15 protein-coding genes are annotated in these 15,190 nt (G+C 34.8%); all 15 read left to right on the top strand.

Going from position 1 to position 15,190, the window contains the following annotated elements; all coding sequences use genetic code 11:
* Nucleotides 1-184: 184 nt before the first annotated feature.
* The 15 genes from cysC (at nt 185) to trpA (ending at nt 15,179) form a co-directional block, all read left to right on the top strand.
* On the top strand, nt 185-784 hold the full coding sequence (cysC, locus tag AB8U03_RS02105; protein WP_369702872.1) for an adenylyl-sulfate kinase: 600 nt from the start codon (nt 185-187) through the stop codon (nt 782-784).
* A gap of 4 nt (nt 785-788) precedes the next feature.
* Nucleotides 789-2,480 (top strand): adenylyl-sulfate reductase subunit alpha, encoded by a 1,692-nt coding sequence (locus AB8U03_RS02100; RefSeq protein WP_369702871.1) that lies wholly within the window; start codon nt 789-791, stop codon nt 2,478-2,480.
* Nucleotides 2,464-2,778 carry a 4Fe-4S dicluster domain-containing protein gene (locus tag AB8U03_RS02095; RefSeq protein ID WP_369702870.1) on the top strand — a complete coding sequence of 105 codons (315 nt, stop codon included), beginning with the start codon at nt 2,464-2,466 and terminating at the stop codon, nt 2,776-2,778. Before AB8U03_RS02100 ends, AB8U03_RS02095 begins: the two co-directional genes overlap by 17 nt.
* A 17-nt stretch (nt 2,779-2,795) precedes the next feature.
* Nucleotides 2,796-3,830 (top strand): aliphatic sulfonate ABC transporter substrate-binding protein, encoded by a 1,035-nt coding sequence (locus tag AB8U03_RS02090; RefSeq protein WP_369702869.1) that lies wholly within the window; start codon nt 2,796-2,798, stop codon nt 3,828-3,830.
* Between the two features lie 47 nt (nt 3,831-3,877).
* Nucleotides 3,878-4,717: an ABC transporter ATP-binding protein gene (locus AB8U03_RS02085; RefSeq protein ID WP_369702868.1), complete on the top strand. Its 840-nt coding sequence runs from the start codon at nt 3,878-3,880 to the stop codon at nt 4,715-4,717.
* The gene (locus AB8U03_RS02080; RefSeq protein WP_369703022.1) at nt 4,683-5,426 is read left to right on the top strand and encodes an ABC transporter permease; all 744 of its coding nucleotides are present in this window, start codon (nt 4,683-4,685) and stop codon (nt 5,424-5,426) included. The genes AB8U03_RS02085 and AB8U03_RS02080 overlap by 35 nt, the downstream gene beginning before the upstream one ends.
* 62 nt (nt 5,427-5,488) lie before the next feature.
* Nucleotides 5,489-6,289: a sulfate adenylyltransferase subunit CysD gene (cysD, locus tag AB8U03_RS02075; RefSeq protein WP_369702867.1), complete on the top strand. Its 801-nt coding sequence runs from the start codon at nt 5,489-5,491 to the stop codon at nt 6,287-6,289.
* A gap of 75 nt (nt 6,290-6,364) precedes the next feature.
* A complete protein-coding gene (locus tag AB8U03_RS02070; protein ID WP_369702866.1) occupies nt 6,365-8,197 on the top strand; it encodes a GTP-binding protein in 1,833 nt (610 codons plus the stop codon).
* Nucleotides 8,198-8,735: 538 nt separating this feature from the next.
* Complete coding sequence (trpE, locus tag AB8U03_RS02065; RefSeq protein ID WP_369702865.1) at nt 8,736-10,166, top strand: anthranilate synthase component I; 1,431 nt, start codon at nt 8,736-8,738, stop codon at nt 10,164-10,166.
* Nucleotides 10,166-10,756: an anthranilate synthase component II gene (locus AB8U03_RS02060; RefSeq protein ID WP_369702864.1), complete on the top strand. Its 591-nt coding sequence runs from the start codon at nt 10,166-10,168 to the stop codon at nt 10,754-10,756. The genes trpE and AB8U03_RS02060 overlap by 1 nt, the downstream gene beginning before the upstream one ends.
* Entirely contained in the window at nt 10,737-11,753 is a 1,017-nt protein-coding gene (gene trpD, locus AB8U03_RS02055; RefSeq protein WP_369702863.1) for an anthranilate phosphoribosyltransferase, read from the top strand. The genes AB8U03_RS02060 and trpD overlap by 20 nt, the downstream gene beginning before the upstream one ends.
* A gap of 30 nt (nt 11,754-11,783) precedes the next feature.
* The gene (trpC, locus tag AB8U03_RS02050) at nt 11,784-12,560 is read left to right on the top strand and encodes an indole-3-glycerol phosphate synthase TrpC (protein ID WP_369702862.1); all 777 of its coding nucleotides are present in this window, start codon (nt 11,784-11,786) and stop codon (nt 12,558-12,560) included.
* Between the two features lie 20 nt (nt 12,561-12,580).
* The gene (locus tag AB8U03_RS02045) at nt 12,581-13,213 is read left to right on the top strand and encodes a phosphoribosylanthranilate isomerase (protein ID WP_369702861.1); all 633 of its coding nucleotides are present in this window, start codon (nt 12,581-12,583) and stop codon (nt 13,211-13,213) included.
* The gene (trpB, locus tag AB8U03_RS02040; protein WP_369702860.1) at nt 13,213-14,388 is read left to right on the top strand and encodes a tryptophan synthase subunit beta; all 1,176 of its coding nucleotides are present in this window, start codon (nt 13,213-13,215) and stop codon (nt 14,386-14,388) included. The genes AB8U03_RS02045 and trpB overlap by 1 nt, the downstream gene beginning before the upstream one ends.
* Nucleotides 14,388-15,179, top strand: a complete 792-nt coding sequence (trpA, locus tag AB8U03_RS02035; RefSeq protein WP_369702859.1) for a tryptophan synthase subunit alpha — start codon at nt 14,388-14,390, stop codon at nt 15,177-15,179. The genes trpB and trpA overlap by 1 nt, the downstream gene beginning before the upstream one ends.
* Nucleotides 15,180-15,190 lie beyond the last annotated feature (11 nt).

The raw sequence follows: 15,190 nt of genomic DNA, 5'->3' as shown, positions 1-15,190 counted from the left end.
TGCTTGGCTTTTTCTTATTTATGCATTTAAGAGAATAAATAAAAGTTGAAAAGGGGGATATATTCAACACACTTTTTACTAAAATGGTGAAAAGTATAGGAATGACAAAGTTTAGTGCACAATATTAATACTAAGAGATGTATGCTTGTAATTATTTGTTCTGGATAATAAGGGGGAATTTTTATTGAATGTAAAATCAACCAATATAGAATGGCATAAAACATTGGTAAATAGAGAAATGAGGGAAAAATTGCTTCATCAAAAGGGAATGCTTATATGGTTCACAGGACTTTCCGGTTCAGGAAAATCCACTATAGCTTCTGCACTGGAAACTAGGCTGCATGATATTGGCAGGCTTACTTATCTTTTGGATGGCGACAATGTGAGGTATGGTTTAAATTCAAATCTTGGATTTACCAAAGAGGATAGGGTTGAAAACATAAGAAGAATATCAGAAGTATGTAAATTGTTTGTGGATTCAGGGATTATTACAATTGCAGCTTTTGTATCACCATTTAAGGCGGATAGAAATAAAATCAGAAATTTGCTGGGTAAGGATTTTATAGAAGTATACGTAGATTGTCCTCTTGAAGTTTGTGAAAGTAGAGATCCCAAGGGAATCTATAAAAAAGCCAGAAAGGGTGAAATAAAGAACTTTACAGGTATAGATTCTCCTTATGAGTTACCTGATAATCCTGAAATTGTTATATACACTCAATCAAATAGTACTGAACAATGTGTGAATAAAATATTGAACTTTTTATCTTGTAAAAGGCAGGAGTGATTAAATGGAATTTATAATTCAAAAACTAGCTGCTGATATTCTGATAATAGGGGGAGGCACTGCAGGTTGCTTTGCTGCACTTAGAGCAGCTAAATCATCTCCAGAAATAGATGTTTTAATTGCGGAAAAAGCAAATATAAAGAGGAGTGGATGTCTTGCAGCTGGGATAAATGCCTTAAATGCATACATAAATGAAGGTGAGACTCCTGAATCCTTTGTGGACTATGTAAAGAAAGAATTTAATGGAATCATAAGGGAAGATTTAGTATATACCACAGCTAAAAGGCTCAACAATGTAACTTATGAGATGGAGAAGATGGGACTTCCAATTTTAAAAGACTCAAGAGGAAGATATGTAAAGAGAGGCAAAAGAAGTATAAAGATAAATGGAGAAAACATCAAGCCAATACTTGCGGCAGAAGTCAATAATCAACATAACATAAATGTGCTAAATGGCATAAATATTATAGATTATATACAGAAAGATAGAAGGATAATAGGCGCTTATGGGTTTTCTGTCCATGATAAAAGATTTTATGTAATCTATGCAAAGGCTGTCATATGTGCCACAGGAGGGACATCAGGAATATATAAACCCAATAACCCTAACTTTTCAAAACATAAAATGTGGTATTCACCTTTTAACACTGGAGCAGGATATGCAATGGGAATAAGGGCGGGAGCTGAAATGACAACTTTTGAAATGAGGTTTATTGCTCTGAGATGTAAAGATACCATAGCTCCTACAGGAACTATAGCCCAGGGAATAGGAACTCCCCAAATAAATGGGAAAAGTGAGGAGTATGTAAAAAGGTATGGAAAATCAACAACTATAAATAGACTTTATGCTACAGTAATGGAAAATAAAAAGGGCAACGGTCCATGCTTTTTAAAAACCAAAAATATTACCAAAGAGAAAGAAGATGATCTGGTCAAAGCTTATCTGAATATGGCACCATCCCAAGTACTTAAGTGGATAGACAGCGGTAAGATGCCATCAGCAGAAAATGTGGAAATTGAGGGAACTGAACCGTATGTAGTAGGTGGACATACTGCTAGTGGGTATTGGGTGGATACTAAAAGAGCGACGACTTTGATGGGCCTTTATTCTGCAGGTGATGTAAGTGGAGGAAGCCCCAAAAAATATGCAACAGGATGTTTTGCTGAAGGCCAGATAGCGGCAGATTCGGCGTTAAGCTATATTAAAAATGTTAACATTGAATGTCTAGATGAAGAGAGCATAAAAAACAAATTGAATGGGGTAAATGGATTTTTCAGAAATAATCAAAGCTTTTACAGTGTTGATGAATTGGAAGAAGCCATGCAGAAAATTATGGATGAATATGCTGGAGGCATATCTCAAAATTACAGATACAATACGAAAAAACTGGGTATAGCTGAAAATAGAATAGATGAATTGCTTAAAATAAGCATCAGCCTAAAAGCAGATGACTGTCATGAACTCCTGTTCATATATGAGTTGATTGACAGGTTGTATATATGCAAAGTTCTTATAGCTCATCTAAAGGCAAGGCATGAGACAAGATGGAAATGTTATGAAGAGAATACTGATTTTCCTGACAAAGATGATGAAAATTGGATTAAATATGTTAATTCCGTGTATAAAGATGGAAGGGTGAATATCATATTTAGAGATATAGTGAGAAGGGACGAAATATATGAGCATAAGAATTGAAAAGGACAAATGTATAGGATGTCTTAAATGTATGACAGTCTGCCCCGGAAGTCTGATATATAAAAATAAAGAGGGAAAAGCATATATAAAATATGAGAAAAACTGTTGGGGATGTGCTGCTTGTGTTAAAGAATGTGCCAATGGTGCAATTAAATATTATTTAGGAGCAGATATAGGAGGAAGTGGTTCCTATTTGTACATTAGTAAGAGAGGGGATCATTTGAAATGGCATGTAATAAATAAAGATGATATTGAAATCATAATAAGTACTAATAGAAAAGAATCAAATAAATATTAAAATAAGGGGGATTTTAAATGAAAATTAAAAAGATAATATCAGTTTTAACCATAATATCAGTCTTGGGGGCATTTTCAGGTTGTGGAAACAGTAGTAAGCAGGCTGATGATAATATAACCGTCCATATAGGATTTTTTCCTAATATAACTCATTCTCAGGCATTGGTTGGCAAGCAAAATAAGAGCTTTGAAAAGGCATTTGGAAATAAGACAAAAGTAGAGTGGAAGCAATTTAATGCAGGATCATCTGAAATAGAGTCAGTTTTGGCAGGTGCCGTAGACATAGGATATATAGGACCTGGACCAGCTATTAATGGATACACCAAATCAAAAGGTGATGTCCAAATTATAGCAGGTTCCACAGATGCAGGCGCCATACTTGTTTCTAGAAAAGATGAACCAATAAAAAGTGTTAAGGAACTGGCCAATAAGAAAGTAGCAGTACCACAGTTTGGAAATACACAGGATTTGTCCTTGAGAAATCTATTAAATGAAAATGGGCTGAAGGATAAAACTAAAGGTGGGAATGTGGAAATAGTGCAGGCAGATAATCCGGATATAAAGACGCTTTTGACAACCAATCAGATAGATGCAGCACTTGTACCGGAACCATGGGGTTCAAGACTTGTAGTTGAAGCAGGGGCTAATGTGGTTCTTGATTATGACAAGATATGGAGAAATGGAAAATACCCTACAGCCGTAGTTATTGTGAGAAAAGAATTCTTGAAAGATCACCCTGATATAGTAGAGAAATTTTTAAAAACTCATGTGGAATTGACAGATTATATAAATAAAAACAACAGCCAGGCAAGTGACATAATAAATAAGCAAATATACAATCTAACTAAGAAATCACTTTCAAAGGATGTATTAACTTCTGCTTTTAAGAGAATAACTACGACAAACGATCCTGAAAAAGATGCTGTGAATGAAATGGTTGATTTATCAGTCAGTACAGGATTTATAAAACAAAAACCTGATACAAAAAATCTTATTAATTTGGAGCCGTTAAATAAGGTATTAAAAGAAGAAGGGCAAAAACAGATTCAGTAATATACTGTTGATTTATAATACGGGTGTCTGTAAAAGGGGGATTAAAATTGTCGTTAATTATAAAAGGTGTGAGCAAAAGATTTATTACAAAGACAAAAGAAACTTTAACTCTAGATGATATAAATATCTCTTTTAAAGATGGAGAATTTGTATGTCTTCTAGGACCCTCCGGATGTGGTAAATCCACTCTTTTAAATATAATTGCCGGTCTTGAAAAACCAACTCAAGGTAAAGTGATTTTAGATGATAAAGAGATAAATAGTGTAGGAGTAGATAGGGCAATGATGTTTCAGGACTCTGCCCTTTTTCCCTGGCTTAAAGTTATAGACAATGTAGAATTTGGAATGAAGATGGCTGGCATATCTAAAGAGGAAAGAAGAGAAAAAGCTGTAAAATATCTTAGAATGGTTCACTTGACTAAATTTCAAAATTCATACATTCATGAGTTGTCTGGTGGAATGAAACAGAGAGTTTCTCTTGCAAGGGCATTGACACTTGATTCTAAGGTACTTTTAATGGATGAACCTTTTTCGGCACTTGATAGTCAAACTAGAAGCATACTTCAAACTCAGCTTCAGAAGATATGGATGCAAACTAAAAAAACTATAGTTTTTGTAACACATAATGTAGAGGAGGCTGTACTTTTAGCTGATAGAGTTGTAGTTATGGCTGCAAATCCCGGAAAGATTAAAGGAGAATTTAATATAAAACTTGCAAGGCCAAGAACTATCGAGAATACTGATCTGGCTTATATAGTTGCACAGGTAATGAGTGAACTTAAAGAGGAGGTGGAAAAAGTTGCAAAAGCTGAATATGATAGTGGTTGGAGTATTGAAGAAAATAGCATTTTACATGATCCTGATAATAATATGGGAAATGGTATATAAATTAGGGGTGGACATACTTAAGATATGGAAAGTCTATACATTTCCATCTCCTGTAGATGTAGCCAAAACTTTAGCTACCCTTATTGGTGATAATACTCTTGCGGTGGCAATTGCTGTGAGTCTAAGAAGGCTTGTGATAGGATATTTTATATCATTGGTTATAGGCGTTACTATGGGGCTTTTGGTTGTAAAATTCAAGTATCTTGATGAGAACTTTAGTCCCTTAATACTTGGAATGCAGACTCTTCCAAGTATATGCTGGGTGCCTTTTGCAATTCTCTGGTATGGATTAAATGAAAATGCCATACTATTTGTGGTTATAATCGGCTCAACTTTTGCCATAGCTATAGCTACGGAGTCCGGTATTAAAAATATAAATCCCCTTTATTTAAAAGCTGCAAGGACTATGGGGGCTAAAGGTAGGAATTTGTACACAAATGTAATATTTCCGGCAGCATTGCCATCAGTTATTTCAGGTATGAAGCAGGGGTGGTCTTTTGCATGGAGGGCACTTATGTCAGCTGAGATGATGTCTGCAACAAAAGGATTGGGGCAGGTACTTATGGTAGGAAGAGATTTAGCTGATATAAGTCAGGTAATGGCAGTTATGATTGTAATACTTGTGCTGGGGTTACTTTTTGATAAGCTTGTGTTTGGAAAACTTGAAAAAAATATTAGATATAAATGCGGGCTGGATATTAAAGTCTGAGAATTTCAGACTTTGAAATTATTAAATAAATTGTGTTATGTATACAAGGAGGAATATTTTAAATGGATCATTTGGACAGGTTAGAAGCTGAAAGTATTTATATTTTTAGAGAAGCATATAAGAAATTAGGAAAACTTGGAATGTTATGGTCAATAGGAAAAGATTCTACGGTGATGCTCTGGCTGGCTCAAAAAGCATTTTTTGGCAATTGTCCATTTCCGCTTATTCACGTTGATACTACATTCAAGATGCCGGAGATGATAAAATTCAGGGATGAAATAGCAAAAAAGTATAATTTGAATTTAATAGTTCATACCAATACTGAAGCATTACGGGAAGGAATGGGTCCTGAGAAAGGAAGGCTTGTTTGTTGTAAGGCATTGAAGACGGAAGGACTTCAACAGGTAGTTGATAAATACAAATTTGATGGACTTATCGTAGGAATAAGAAGGGATGAAGAAGGTTCCCGTTCTAAAGAGAGAGTATTTAGTGAGAGGAATGCAGAGTCAAAATGGAATTATACAGATCAACCACCTGAACTGTGGGATCAATTTAAAACTGATTTTAGAAAGGGCAATCATATAAGAGTACACCCCATTATAAATTGGACCGAGCTGGATATCTGGGAATATATAAGAAGAGAAAATATTCCTGTAGTAAGTTTATACTTTGCTAAAAATGGCAAAAGATATAGAAGTCTTGGATGTAAACCATGCACTAACCCTATAGAATCAAATGCCGTTACATTAGATGATATAATAGAAGAACTTAAAAATACCAATGATACTGAAAGATCTGGAAGGGCTCAGGACAAGGAAGATGCCCATGCACTTGAGAAACTGAGAAAAGATGGATATATGTAGGCAATTTGCAATTCACAATTGGCAGTTCACATTTATATGGAGACGCAGATTGAATAAGAGGAGGTCTTAAATTAAATGGCTAAAGATAGAGAAAATTTAAATATAGTTGTTGTTGGGCATGTTGATCATGGTAAATCAACTTTAATAGGAAGGTTGCTTTATGATACTGGATCCCTTCCAGAAGGTGAAATTGAGAAAGTAAAAAGGATATCTGAGGAAAATGGAAAAAGGTTTGAATATGCATATTTACTTGATGCCTTTGAAGAAGAACAAAAACAGGGCATAACTATAGATATAACCATGCTTCAGTTTTTTACCAAGAAAAGGGATTATGTTATTATAGATGCTCCAGGACATAAGGAATTTTTGAAAAACATGATATCAGGAGCAGCTAGTGCAGAAGCTGCTATTTTGGTTATAGATGCTAAAGAAGGAGTTCAGGAGCAGTCCAAGAGACATGGGTATATATTGTCACTTCTTGGAATTAAAAAAGTATTTGTAGCCATAAATAAAATGGATTTAGTGGATTATTCAGAAGATAGATTTAATGAAGTTCAAGGGGAATTCAATGAGTTTTTAAATAATATAAATATATATCCAGAGGGGTATATACCAATCTCGGCTGCCAATGGGGAGAACGTAGCAAATAAATCAGAAAAAATGCCATGGTATAATGGACAAAATATTTTGGAGAGTATGGACAGTATAGAAAAGGATAGGGGAATTGAAGAAAAAGAACTTAGATTCCCAATTCAGGATGTGTATAAGTTTGATAATAGAAGAATTATAGCAGGTAGAATTGAATCCGGCACCCTAAAAAAAGGTGATGAAATTGTAATTTACCCTTCAGGAAAAACAACAAAAGTAAGATCTGTTGAAGCATGGCAGCAGCGTGATATGGTAGACACAGTAACTGCTGGAATGTCTGTAGGTATTACTTTGGAAAATGAATTTTATAATAAAAGAGGAGAGTTTATATGTCATAAAGATGTTCCTGTTACTGTTGGAAATGTTTTTAATGCAAATGTATTTTGGCTTGGAAATAATAATCTGGTAAAAGATAAAATATATAAACTAAAAATTGAAACTCAGGAAGCGGAGTTTAAGATAATATCAATAAATAAGATAACTGATGCAGCCACACTGGACAGCGATGATCGTAATTTTATAAAGAAAAATGATGTAGCTGAAGTCACAATAAAGACAACAAAATCGATCTGCTTCGATAAATTCAGTGAACTTCAATCCACTGGAAGATTTGTAATAATAGACGGCTATGATATAAGCGGCGGTGGAATTATTTCAGATGTAGAAGATTCACTTAAGAGGGAGATAAAAGGAGTAAAAAGCAAGAATATATCCATAAGAAAAAGACTTGTATCGAGGAGAGACAGAGAAAAAAATTTGGGACAGAGCGGCAGGGTTATATGGCTCACAGGACTTCCTGGCTGTGGCAAGAATGAAATAGCAGTTAAGCTTGAGAAAAGATTTATAGATTTGGGAAAAAAGGTGTATTATCTTGATTCCTCCCATTTAAGATTTGGACTCAGCTCAGATCTTACATTTAAATCTGAAGATGCCCATGAACAAACCAGGAGGATTGCAGAAGTGGCAAATTTATTTGCAGATAGTGGGATGATAACTATAGTAACCTCTGTAAGCAGATTTAAAGAAGACAGGCAGTATGCTAAAAGCATAATTGGAGAAAAAAGTTATGTTGAGATATTTATAGATGCAGATAAAGAGGTGTGCAGGAAAAGGAATCCTTTTGTTTTCAATGAAGATAGTGATTCTGTATTTGAATATGAAAGATCTGAATATCCTATTATAACACTTTATATAGATAAATCGGGATTTAATTCTGATACAAAAGTTGAGAATATAATAAATATGTTGGGATATATATAGATTTTAAAAACATGGACATGGATTTGTATAAAAAATCAAATTCATATCTATGTTTTTTATTGTGTGGACATATAAGTATAAGGACTAAAGATCTTATAGTAAAACTTTATGTTGACAATGTGAAAAAAGAAGTATAATATATAAAACAAGTTAATTGTTAAAGCTTATGAGAAGAAAGAGTAAATAGAGGAATTTAGTTTAAGCGAACCTGGGATAGTGTGAGCCAGATACTGTAGCCTGTATTGAATGGGTCTTTGAAGTGCCATGCGAAATTAATAGTAGCAGCAGTCGGTGGTCTACCGTTAAAAGGACAGGGTATCGAGTAAAATCTGTACCTTGATGAGATAGTTTATATTTAGGTGGTATAACGAAATTTTGCATTTCGTCCTTTAGGATGGAGTGTTTTTTTATTTTATAAAATTCTACGGGTATAAACTAATATGGGTGGCACCGCGGTCATTTCGTCCCAATTTAAGGATGAAATGACCTTTTTTGTATTGAATTTTAAATTAGAACCAAAATTAAAAGAGGTGATAATATGATAAGTTTGTCTGAAAAAGAATTTTATAATTATAGGAACTTAAAAAAGAAGTTTCCTATATTTATGAAAATCAATGGAGATGAAATTACTCCAATAGGTATTTACTATAATTTAAATGGAAAAAACAAGTTCTTGCTGGAGAGCATATATTCTGAAAATGAAATAGGAAGGTATTCTTTTGCTGGTGTGGATCCTTATATGAAAATAAAAAGTTATGGAAATAACATATCTGTAGAAGATAAGAATGGATTAAAAAATGTAAATGGAAAAGTACTTGATTATATAAAAAAATATCTGAATATGCCATATGAAACATTTGGACTTTCAATACCATTTACAGGAGGGGGCGTAGGCTATGTAGGCTATGATGTGATAAGGCAGTATGAAAAATTACCTTGTGAAAATAAAGATGAGCTTGAAACACCAGAATCTTATATAATGTTCTATAAAAAGTTTATCTGCTATGATCACTTCAAACATGAAATCTATTTGATTTACAATGTTACAGAAGATGATGACACAAATTATCATGAAGTGCAGGTGCAATTGGAGCAGCTGGAAAATGTGATAATGAAAGGTAACGGGATGCACCAACTTGAAGAAAAAAATTATAAAAAAGATGTTACTTCCAATATAACAAGAGGAAAGTACAAAAGTATGGTAGAAAAGGCAAGGGAATATATAAAGGCAGGTGATATATTTCAGGTGGTTTTATCTCAAAGGCTTAAATCAAAAAATACTTCAGACCCATTTGATGTATATAGAAGGCTCAGAACAAAAAATCCATCCCCATATTTATTTTATATTGATTTTGGAGAATTTAAAATAGCCGGTTCATCACCGGAAAGTCTTGTATCGGTAAAAGATAGAAAAGTAGTTACCAATCCCATAGCAGGTACAAGGCCAAGGGGTAAAAATGCAGAGGAAGATGTAGAACTTAAAGAGGAATTGCTAAAGGATGAAAAGGAAAGGGCAGAACATGTTATGCTGGTTGATCTGGGGAGAAATGATATAGGCAAAATAAGTGAATTTGGCAGTGTAAAGTTAGATAAGTTTATGGGTGTGGACTTTTATTCACATGTAATGCATATAGTTTCAAAAGTATCAGGCCAGTTAAAAAGCAATTTAAATTATCTGGATGCTTTAATATCCTGCATCCCCGTGGGAACTGTATCAGGTGCTCCCAAGATAAGGGCCATGGAGATAATTGATGAATTGGAAAGTACAAAGAGGGGCATTTATTCCGGGGCAATTGGATATTTTTCATTTAATGGAAATATGGATACCTGTATTGCCATAAGAACCATATTGTTTAAAGGAGATTATGCCTATGTTCAATCCGGTGCAGGCATTGTCTATGATTCTGTTGCCGAGAGTGAATATGAAGAAACATTAAACAAGGCCAGGGCCATGATAGAGGTGATATAGTGATACTTTTAATAGATAATTATGATTCTTTTACCTACAACCTTTACCAGTATATAGGAGAGATATATGAAGATATAAAGGTAATTAGAAACGATGGAATATCTCTGGAAGAAATAGAAAATCTGAATCCTATAGGGATAATACTGTCACCGGGACCGGGTATACCTGAGAATTCAGGTATATGCATAGATACTGTAAAGAAATTTGGAGGACAGATTCCAATACTTGGTATATGCCTTGGACATCAAGCGATAGGGTGCGCTTATGGTGGAAAGGTGATAAGGGCCAGGAACATAATGCATGGAAAGACATCTAAAATAAATATAAAGCAAAATAAAATATTTGAACATTTAAAATATCCTATAAATGTCATGAGATATCATTCCCTTGTAATAGAAAAGAAAAGTTTGCCGGAAGAACTTGTGGTAACTGCCCAGAGTCTTGATGACGGGGAAATAATGGCGATAAAACATAAAAAGTATGAAGTTTACGGACTTCAATTTCATCCGGAGTCCATTCTTACAGAAAATGGGAAGACAATTGTAAAAAATTTTGTGGAGGGGATTTGTTGTGCTGCAGGAAATAATTGAAAAGTTAATAAATGAGGAAGATTTAAAAGAGAAAGAGGCCTATAATGCCATGAATGAAATTATGCTTGGAAAGGCAGCCAATTCTCAAATAGGTGGTTTTTTGATAGCTCTTAGAATGAAGGGTGAAACTTCAGAGGAGATAGCGGGATTTGCAAAGGCCATGAGAGATAATGCAGTGCCTTTAAAACTTCATTCTCATTATGTTATTGATACCTGTGGAACCGGCGGAGATGGGGGAAGAACTTTTAATATATCAACCACAGCTGCAATAGTGGCAGCTGCTGCAGGAGTGAAGGTTGCGAAACATGGCAATAGGGCTGTGTCAAGTAAAAGCGGCAGTGCGGATGTACTTGAAAAACTGGGATTCAATATAAACTTAAAACCGGAAGATGCAAAAAAATGCATTGATGAAAAGGGAATGGCATTTTTATTTGCACAGAGATATCATAGTGCCATGAAAAATGTAGCCGGCCCCAGGAAGGAACTGGGTACAAGAACAGTGTTCAACCTGCTGGGTCCACTTACAAATCCGGCCTTTGTAAAGGGACAGGTACTTGGAATATATGATAAAAATCTTACGCATGTGGTGGCAGAAGTGCTTATGAATTTAGAATGTGAAAGAGCCATGGTGGTTTGTGGAGAAGATGGGCTTGATGAGATAAGCACTACATCCAGAACTTATGTAAGTGAACTTAAAAATGGAGAAATATTGGATTATACAATAAATCCGGAAGACTTTGAAATGAATTTGTCCAGTATTTCTGACATAGCAGGTGGTACAGTTTATGAAAATGCACAGTCCATACTTGAAATCCTTCAAGGCAATAAAGGACCAAAAAGGGATATTGTGCTTATAAACAGCGGTGCGGCTCTTTATGTGGGAAAGGCCTGCGAAAGCATGGCAGAGGGAATAGATATGGCAAAAGAAATTATAGATTCAAAAAAAGCTTATGAAAAGATGAAGGAACTTGTAGATTACAGCAGGAGCATTAATTAAAAATAACTGTACGGAGGAGATGACAGATAAATGATACTGGAAGACATAGTGGCAAAAAAGATACCTCAGATTCAGCAGGAAAAGAAGAACATACCTTTTGAAAGACTTATGGAAAGCTGCAGAGATGCAACTACAAGAGATTTTAAAAAATCACTGGATAAAAAGAAAATATCAATTATTGCAGAAATAAAAAAAGCATCCCCTTCAAGAGGGACTATATTAGAAGATTTTGACGCTGTAAAAATAGCAGAAATATATGAAAATATGAATGTAGATGCGGTATCCGTGCTTACTGAAAAAAATTTTTTCCAAGGTAGGGATTCATATATAAAGGAAGTTAAAAAAGTAAATTCAAAACCTGTTTTGAGAAAAGATTTTATAGTTGATCCATACCAAATATATCAATCAAAAGCCATAGGTGCAGATGCTGTCCTGCTTATAACTGCTATTTTAAAGAATAAATTGAAGCAATATTATGATCTGGCAAAAAAAATTGAGCTTCAATGTCTGGTGGAAGTGCATAATAGGGAGGAACTTGAAATTGCTCTGGAAGCTCGATGTGATGTTCTAGGCATAAATAATAGAAACCTAAGGGATTTTACAGAGAATCTGAAGAATACGGAAAAACTTATAAAAAATGTACCTTTGGAGATTACTGTAGTATCTGAAAGCGCAATAAAAAATACGGAAGATGTAAAATATCTGGAAAGCCTTGGCGTAAATGCAGTTCTAATAGGAGAAACATTTATGAGAAATATAACAAATGTGTCCATGTTAAATGAATTTGTAGAAAGTGTAAAGGCATGAAATTTTAGAGGAGGTGCTCTGTGACTTTAGTAAAGGTGTGCGGAATAAGAAGAATTGAGGATATAGAATTTTTAAATAAATTGCTTCCGGACTATGCAGGTTTTGTGTTCTGTAAAAGTAAAAGAAAGGTAACCCCCAATGAGGCAGGAGATCTTATAAAAAGATTGGACAGCAGAATTAAAAAGGTGGGAGTTTTTAATGATAATGATTTTGAGGAAGTAGTTCATACAGCTGAAAATTTGAAACTGGACATAGTTCAGCTTCACGGCAGTGAAGATGAAAAATACGTTAAAAATTTATACAGGTTTAAAATATGGAAAACTGTAAATGTTGATGTAAGTCATGTTTCAAAAATAAATATTCAGGATGAAATATATGACATATGCAGTTGGAATGTTGAAGCTGTACTTTTGGACAGCAGTGTAAAAGGTAAAAGTGGAGGCACTGGTATAAATTTCAACTGGAATGTTTTAAAGGATTTGGACATAAACAAAAAACTTGTTCTGGCAGGAGGGCTGAATTCAAAAAATATCATTGAAGCCATAAAAATTGTAACACCTGATGTGGTGGATGTATCAGGCGGTGTTGAGGAGAATGAGATTAAGAGTTTTGAAAAAATGAAAAATTTCATACAGAAAGTGAGGAATTTATAATGGATGGAAGATTTGGAAAGTTTGGAGGACAGTATGTACCTGAAACTGTAATGAATGCAGTTATAGAATTGGACAGAGAATTTAATGAGGCCATAAAAGATGAAAAATTTGTGGAGGAATATAAATATTATCTCAAGGAATATGTGGGAAGAGAAAATCCACTATATTTTGCTGAAAATATGACAAAAAAACTGGGCGGGGCAAAAATATATCTTAAAAGAGAAGATTTAAATCATACGGGAGCACATAAAATAAACAATGCCTTGGGACAGGTACTTCTTGCCAGGAGAATGGGTAAAAAAAGAGTAATAGCTGAAACAGGGGCGGGGCAGCATGGAGTGGCAACTGCAACGGCTGCTGCCATATTTGGCATGAAATGCGAGATATTTATGGGCGAAGAGGATATAAGAAGACAGGCTCTTAATGTATTCAAGATGAAAATACTGGGGGCTAAAGTTACTTCTGTGACTACAGGAACAGGGACACTAAAGGATGCAGTAAATGAAGCCATGAGAAACTGGGTTTCAAATATACAAGATACTTTTTATGTAATAGGATCCGTGATGGGACCCCATCCATATCCTACGATGGTGAGGGACTTTCAAAGAGTTATTGGAGATGAAGCCAGGAGACAGATTTTAGAAAAAGAAGGAAGACTGCCTGATTATATTATAGCCTGTGTAGGTGGTGGAAGTAATTCCATGGGTATTTTTTATCCTTTTGTAGAAGATGCTTCTGTAAACTTGGTGGGGGTGGAAGCTGCAGGAAAAGGGCTTGATACAGAGAAACATGCAGCCACCATAGAAAAAGGATCTGTTGGAGTAATTCACGGGATGATGACCTATGTGCTTCAAGATGAAGATGGACAGATACTACCAGCTTATTCCATATCTGCAGGACTTGATTATCCTGGGGTTGGACCTGAACATGCTTATTACAACGATGTAAAAAGGGCAACTTATAAATCTGCAACAGACGGGGAGGCAGTAGAAGCATTTAATTATTTGTCAAAAGTGGAGGGGATAATTCCTGCCCTTGAAAGTGCCCATGCAGTGGCTTATACCATGAAATTGGCTCCAGAACTGGACAAAGACAAAATAATCATCGTAAATTTGTCAGGAAGAGGAGATAAAGATATAAATACTATAGCAGCTATAATGGGGGTGGAGTTATAATGAACAGAATAGATTTGAAATTTACGGAATTAAAAGGAAAAAGGGAAAAGGCATTGATACCTTTTATAACAGCAGGAGATCCGGATCTGGACACTACACTGGAAATAGTTCTTGCCATGGAAAAGGCAGGGGCGGATGTAATAGAACTGGGCATACCTTATTCAGATCCACTGGCAGATGGTGTTACTATACAGGCATCTTCAAACAGGGCACTTAAAAATGGAGTTAAGATATTTAAAATAATGGATATAGTAGAAAAAATAAGGAAAAAAACTCAGGTCCCATTGGTATATCTTGTCTATTACAGTTCCATATTCAGATATGGAATGGAGAAGTTTATAAAAGAATGCAGCAGATGTGGCATAGATGGCCTCATAATACCGGATCTTCCCATTGAGGAGAGAAAAGACATCATAATAATTGGAGAAAAATATGGAGTTTATCTTATTCCACTGGTGGCGCCTACATCAAAGGATAGAATAGAAAAGATAGTCAGGGGAGGAAGAGGATTTGTATATTGTGTTTCCGTAAATGGGGTTACAGGTGCAAGGAATGCTATAAATACCGATATAAAAGAATATATGAAGGTTGTTTTAAGTTATACAGATGTACCCAAGGCACTTGGATTTGGAATATCTTCAGCATCTATGGTAGCAAAATTCAAACCATATTGTGAAGGGATAATTATAGGCAGTGCATTAATTGAAAGAATCGCAAGGGGAAAAAATAAAGAGGATATAATAGACAGCGTGGAAAGATTTATTAAAGAATTAAAAGATGCACTAAAATAGAAAAATATGAG

This window comes from Clostridium moutaii (assembly GCF_041205085.1).
GTDB classification, from domain to species: Bacteria; Bacillota; Clostridia; order Clostridiales; family Clostridiaceae; genus Clostridium_B; species Clostridium_B moutaii.
Note: the sequence above shows the minus strand (reverse complement) of the source record. Positions and strands in the feature narration are given on the sequence as shown.

Coding starts and splice junctions, on each gene's coding strand:
- trpC (WP_369702862.1), top strand. CDS start 11,784: ATGATACTGGAAGACATAGTGGCAAAAAAGATACCTCAGATTCAGCAG.
- AB8U03_RS02090 (WP_369702869.1), top strand. CDS start 2,796: ATGAAAATTAAAAAGATAATATCAGTTTTAACCATAATATCAGTCTTG.
- AB8U03_RS02070 (WP_369702866.1), top strand. CDS start 6,365: ATGGCTAAAGATAGAGAAAATTTAAATATAGTTGTTGTTGGGCATGTT.
- cysD (WP_369702867.1), top strand. CDS start 5,489: ATGGATCATTTGGACAGGTTAGAAGCTGAAAGTATTTATATTTTTAGA.
- AB8U03_RS02095 (WP_369702870.1), top strand. CDS start 2,464: ATGAGCATAAGAATTGAAAAGGACAAATGTATAGGATGTCTTAAATGT.
- trpE (WP_369702865.1), top strand. CDS start 8,736: ATGATAAGTTTGTCTGAAAAAGAATTTTATAATTATAGGAACTTAAAA.
- trpA (WP_369702859.1), top strand. CDS start 14,388: ATGAACAGAATAGATTTGAAATTTACGGAATTAAAAGGAAAAAGGGAA.
- AB8U03_RS02100 (WP_369702871.1), top strand. CDS start 789: ATGGAATTTATAATTCAAAAACTAGCTGCTGATATTCTGATAATAGGG.
- AB8U03_RS02080 (WP_369703022.1), top strand. CDS start 4,683: ATGATCCTGATAATAATATGGGAAATGGTATATAAATTAGGGGTGGAC.
- trpB (WP_369702860.1), top strand. CDS start 13,213: ATGGATGGAAGATTTGGAAAGTTTGGAGGACAGTATGTACCTGAAACT.